The sequence below is a fragment of the Cereibacter changlensis JA139 genome (assembly GCF_003034985.1).
In the GTDB taxonomy this organism is placed as follows: domain Bacteria; phylum Pseudomonadota; class Alphaproteobacteria; order Rhodobacterales; family Rhodobacteraceae; genus Cereibacter; species Cereibacter changlensis.
In genome coordinates, this window is sequence record NZ_PZKG01000190.1 from 1 (window position 1) to 6,060 (window position 6,060).

The following is a 6,060-nucleotide window of genomic DNA, read 5'->3' on the forward strand; positions in this document are numbered from 1 at the left end:
CTTCATGACCATCTTCGGCCAGTTCTTCGACCACGGGCTCGACCTGACCGAGAAGGGCGGCAGCGGCACGGTGATGATCCCGCTGCACCCCGACGATCCGCTCTACGATCCGACCAGCCAGACCAACTTCATGGTGCTGACCCGCGCCACCAACGACCCGGGGCCGGACGGCATCCGCGGCACCGCCGACGACATCCGCGAGCACCGCAACGAGACGACGCCTTGGGTCGACCTGAACCAGGTCTATACCTCGAACGCCTCGCACCAGGTCTTCCTGCGCGAATATGTCATGGTGGAGGGCAAGCCGCTCGCCACCGGCCACATGCTGGAAGGCGCGAAGGGCGGTCCGCCGACCTGGGCCGACATCAAGATCCAGGCCCGCGAGATGCTGGGGATCGAACTGGGCGACCTGAACGTGAACAGCGTGCCGCTGCTGGTCACCGACCTCTACGGCGAGTTTGTCCGGGGCGCCAACGGCCTGCCGATGATGATGACGGCGCAGGGCGCGCTGGAGGGCGACCTGGCCGCGCCGATCTCGGGCCTCACGGCGCTGACCGCCGGGCGCGGCTTCCTGAACGATATCGCCCATGCCGCCGTGCCCTCGGCCACCGCTGCCTATGACGCCGGGCTGCTGGACGCGCATTACATCGTCGGCGACGGGCGCGGCAACGAGAACATCGCGCTGACCGCGATCCACACCGTCTTCCACGGCGAGCACAACCGCCAGGTCGACGCGATCAAGGACCAGCTGCTGCAGCCGGGCGAGGGCGGGACGGTCGACATCGCCTTCCTGAACCAGTGGCTGCTGGTCGAGGTGACCGAGGTGCCGGCCGACCTGTCGACGCTGGCCTGGGACGGCGAGCGCCTGTTCCAGGCCTCGCGCTTCTCGACCGAGATGGTCTACCAGCATCTGGTGTTCGAGGAGTTCGTCCGCGCCGTCGCGCCGCAGATCGACCCCTTCGTCTTCTCTCACACCGTCGAGCTGGACGGGGCGATCTACGAGGAGTTCGCCCAGGTCGTCTACCGCTTCGGCCACTCGATGCTGAACGAGCAGGTCGAAATGCTGAAGCTGGTGAACGGCGCCGCCTCGCCGGAGGAGATCGGCCTGATCGAGGCCTTCCTCAACCCGCTGGCCTTCGACGCCGCCGGGGTGGATGCCGCCGCCGCCGCCGGGGCCATCCTGCGCGGCATGTCGCGCCAGACCGGCAACGAGATCGATGAGTTCACCACCTCGGCGCTGCGCAACAACCTCGTCGGCCTGCCGCTCGACCTCGCCGCGCTGAACATGACCCGGGCGCGCGAGACCGGCATTCCCTCGCTGAACGAGACGCGGCGCGAGATCTTCGAGAAGACCAACGACAGCTACCTCAAGCCCTATGACAGCTGGGCCGACTACGCGCAGAACCTGAAGAACCCGATGTCGGTGATCAACTTCATCGCCGCCTACGGCACCCATGCCAGCGTCACCGGCGCCACCACCCTGTCCGAGAAGCGCGCGGCGGCGACCGACCTCGTGTTCGGCGCGGTGGACGAGACCGAGGCGGAGCGCGCCGACCGGATCGACTTCCTGAACTCGACCGGCAGCTGGGCGGGGACGGAAAGCGGGCTGAACAAGGTCGACTTCTGGATCGGCGGTCTGGCCGAGGCGCTGATGCCCTTCGGCGGCATGCTGGGGTCGACCTTCACCTTTGTCTTCGAGTCGCAGATCCAGAACCTGCAGAACGCCGACCGCTTCTACTACCTCAGCCGCACGCAGGGCATGAACCTGCTGACGCAGCTGGAGAGCGACAGCTTCGCCGATCTTGTCCGCCGCAACACCGACACCGAGCACAGCGGCATCCACATCAACGGCGCGGCCTTCCAGTCGGCCGACTACATCATCGAGATGAACCAGGCGCTGCAATACAACGAAGGCCTCGGCAACGCCGACCCGACGCGGGAGGCCGACGTGATCTCGGCCATCACCGGCACCCCGTCGCTGGTGATCCGCCGCGCCGACTACCTGCAATACACCGGCGGCGAGCATGTCGTGCTTGGTGGCACCGACCGGGCCGAGACCATCATCGGCGGCGCGGGCGATGACGGCATCTGGGGCGAGGGCGGCGACGACCGGATCGAGGGCGGCTACGGCGTCGACCATATCCACGGCGGCGAGGGCAACGACATCATCACCGACAGCGGCACCGATGTCGGCGGGGCCGACGTGCTGAAGGGCGAGGGTGGCGACGACATCATCAACGGCGGCATGGGCATCGACCTCGTCTTCGGCGGATCGGGCAACGACCTGCTGGCCGGCGGGTCGGAGGCCAAGGACATCTTCGGCGGCGAGGGGGAGGACTTCATCCGCGCGGCCTCGGGCGGCGGCGGCATGATCCTCGGCAATGAGGGCCATGACTGGATGGAAGGTCAGGGCAACATGAACACCCTGACCGGCGACAACTCCGAGCTGTTCTTCAACTCGCGGGTCATCGGCCATGACATCATGCTGTCGGGCGAGAACGACACCGATTTCGACGCGGAATCCGGCGACGACATCATGGTGCAGGGCATCGGCATCAACCGCAACAACGGCATGGCGGGCTTCGACTGGGTCACCTATCAGGGCAACAATTACGCCGCCGACGCCGACATGAACGTGTCGATCTTCGTCAACCAGCAGAACAACATCCTGCGCGACCGCTACGATCTGGTCGAGGGTCTGTCGGGCTGGCGCCACGACGACGTGCTGACCGGCCGCGAGGTGGTGACCGGGGCCTATGACGCCGACGGCAACGCCGCGCAGATCGCCGCCGACGCGCCGGTCGAGTCCTTCTCCAACGTGCTCCTGGAAAAGAACCTGTCGCTGATCTCGGGCCTCTCCGACCTCGTGGCGCATCTGGAGCGCTTCGACGTGACCCATCCCGGCGGCAGTACCACCGAGGTGCTGCGCGGCGTCATGGACACAGCCGACGGCTCCGACATCATCCTCGGTGGCGGCGGGTCCGACCTGATCCGCGGCATGGCCGGAAATGACATCATCGATGGCGACAAGTGGCTCTCCGTGCATATCGCCGTGAAGGCGCTGAACGGCACGGTGATCGGCACCGCGGCGCGACTGACGGCGCAGGTGCTCGACAGCGCCGGCAACGCACTCTTCGGCGGCAAGACGCTGGAGGCGGCGCTCTTCGCCCGCGACCTGATGATCAGCCAGCTCGAGGCGGTGCGCGAGATCCTCGACGGCGGCGAGGCCGGCGACGACGACGTGGCCTTCTACTGGGACGCGCAGGAGAACTACGAGATCACCGCGAACGAGGACGGCAGCTTCACTGTCACCCACGACACGGTGACCCCCGGGGTGACCGACCCGGTGACCGGGCAGGGCCTCGGCGACGAGGGCACGGACCGGCTGTTCAACATCGAGCGCGTCCGCTTCGGCGACGGCTCCGAACTTGTGCTGGCGGATCTGCTGAACGCGCCGCCGGTAATCACCAGCCCGGCCGCGGTCTCGGCGGAGGAGAACGGCACGGCGGTGCTGACGGTGACGGCGACCGATCCGGAAGGCGACGCGCTGACCTATGCCGTCGCCGGCGGCGCGGATGCGGCGCTCTTCACCATCGACCCGGTCACCGGGGCGCTGAGCTTCATCGCCGCGCCGGACTTCGAGGCGCCGTCCGACGCCGGGGCGGACAATGTCTATGACGTGGCGGTCTCGGTCTCCGACGGGATCACCACGACGACGCAGCAGCTGGGCGTCACCGTGACCAACGCCAACGACCCGGTCACCGGCCTGCCGGCGATCAGCGACCTGACGCCGACCGAGTCCCAGACGATCAGCGTCAGCCCGGCGACCCTCGTCGACCAGGACGGCATCGCCGATGCGACGGTCCAGTGGCAGCGCTCGACCAACAACGGCGCGACCTGGACCAACATCCAAGGCGAGACCGGGCCCAACTACACGCCGGCGCAGGGCGATGTCGGGGCGCTGCTGCGCGCCTCGGTGACGGTGACGGACCTGCTGGGCAACGTCTCGGTGGTGAACGCCCCCGCGGCCGGTCCGGTCGGCGACCTGATCAACGGCACCGCCTTCGGGAATACGCTGAACGGCACCGCCTTCTCCGACATCATCAACGGCGCCGGAGGCAACGACACGATCAACGCCAATGCCGGGGATGACACGATCAGCGGCGGGACGGGGAACGACACGGTCAACGGCGGCGCGGGCGACGACACCGTGCTCTGGAACGCCGGGCTGCTCGGCGGCGACGGTCGCGACATCGTCGATGGCGGAACCGAGACCACGGCGGGCGACACCTTCGTGATCAACGGCACCGACACCGCCGAGACCTACCGGGTCTATACCCGCGACGCCTATCTCACGGCGGGCAGCCCGAACGGCGCGATCAACGCAGCGACCGAGATCGTGGTCACGCGGCAGGCCGGGCTCGCCACCGCCTTGATCGCGGAACTGCGCGAGATCGAGGAGATCGTCATCAACACCAACGGTGGCGGCCTGTTCAACGACAACGACCAGGTGCTGATCATCGGCAACTTCACCGGCACCAGCCTGAACTACAACACCATCACCATCAACGGGACCGAGGGCGCGGACGAGGTCGACATCTCGGGTCTCGACTCCGCGCACCGGATCCTGTTCCGCACCGGCGGCGGCCAGGACATGATCGTCGGTGCCCTGCGCGCCCAGGACGTGATCGAGGCGCCGGCCGGCGCCGATCCGCTGAGCTACCAGGCGACCCGCGATCCGGTCACCGGCCTCGTCACCCTGACCGCGGCCGGGGGATCGAGCATCTCCTTCGCCGGCTCGCTCGACGACCTGCCGCAGATCGTGGCGCATGGCACGGGCAGCGACCACGTCTCCGACGACCCGCTGGAGGGGGAGGAGGAAGACGAGGACGAGGATGACGTGACGGTGGGGGAGGAGACCGATAGCGAGGAGGACCAGGACGACGAGGAGGAGGCGGAGACCCCCGCCGAGCCCGAGCCCGAGGTCGATCCGGTTACGCCCGTGGTCCCGGCGATGTCGGAATTCGGCACCGAGGCAGCCGACACGATGACGGGCGCCGGCGGCGACGACTTCCTCGCCGGTGGCGGCGGGCAGGACATCATCGCCGGCGGTGCCGGGGCGGATTTGCTGCTGGGCGAGGCCGGCGCCGACGCCATCAACGGCGACGACGGCGATGACCTGATCGAGGGCGGCGCAGGCGACGACGCGCTGTTCGGCGGCGCGGGCGACGATACCTTCCTGGCGCAGGAAGGCGACGGCCGCGACCTGATCTTCGGCGGCGAGGGCAGCGACACCATCGACCTGGGCGCGATCCTCACCGCGGCCGAGATCGACCTCGGCAGCCTCTCGGCCATCGGCTGGGTGAAATCCGGCGGGGTGGTTGACCGGCTGGTCGGCGTCGAGAACGCGATCGGCGGCGCGGGGGACGACCTGTTCCGCGCGGGAACCGCGGCCAACACCATGGCCGGGGGCGAGGGCGACGACATCTTCCGCTTCGACACGGCGGCTGCGGCGGAGGGCGACGTGATCCTCGACTTCTCGCCGGGCGACATGATCGACCTGTCGGGCATCGACGCGATGCGGGGGATGGCCGGCAACCAGAGCTTCCGCCTGGCCGCGGCCGACGAGGCCCCGGTGGCGGGACTGCTGGTGCTGACCGAGGGCGAGGGCGACACCACGCTCGTCAGCGGTCACACCGACGACGACGGGCAGGCGGATTTCACCCTGACGGTTCAGGGTCGCCAGTCGCTCGACGCCGACAGCTTCACCCTGTAACCGGTCCGGCGCGCCCCGCTTCCGGCGGGGCCTGCCCTTCGCGTGAAGGCAAAGATCATGTCACACCCTCCCACACGTGCCGAGGCGCGCCGGCTCCTGACCGCCAAACGGCTGCTCCGACAGGACCTGACCCGCTACGGGCTGGCGCTGTTCGGCATCTCCGGCCTTATCAACATCCTCGCCCTGACCGGCGCGATCTACATGATGCAGGTCTACGACCGCGCCCTGACCAGCGGATCGCTGAACACGCTGCTCGCGCTGTCGATCCTGGCGCTGGGGCTCTA

At 68.4% G+C, this 6,060-nt stretch carries 1 protein-coding gene and 1 pseudogene; both read left to right on the forward strand.

What is annotated here, in order from left to right:
- Positions 1 to 5,776, forward strand: a 5,776-nt coding sequence (locus tag C5F48_RS21350) for a peroxidase family protein (RefSeq protein ID WP_107665783.1), incomplete at its 5' end; no start/stop codon positions are given.
- Positions 5,777 to 5,833: 57 nt separating this feature from the next.
- Positions 5,834 to 6,060 (forward strand): annotated as a pseudogene (locus tag C5F48_RS21355) (type I secretion system permease/ATPase); the annotation flags it as partial.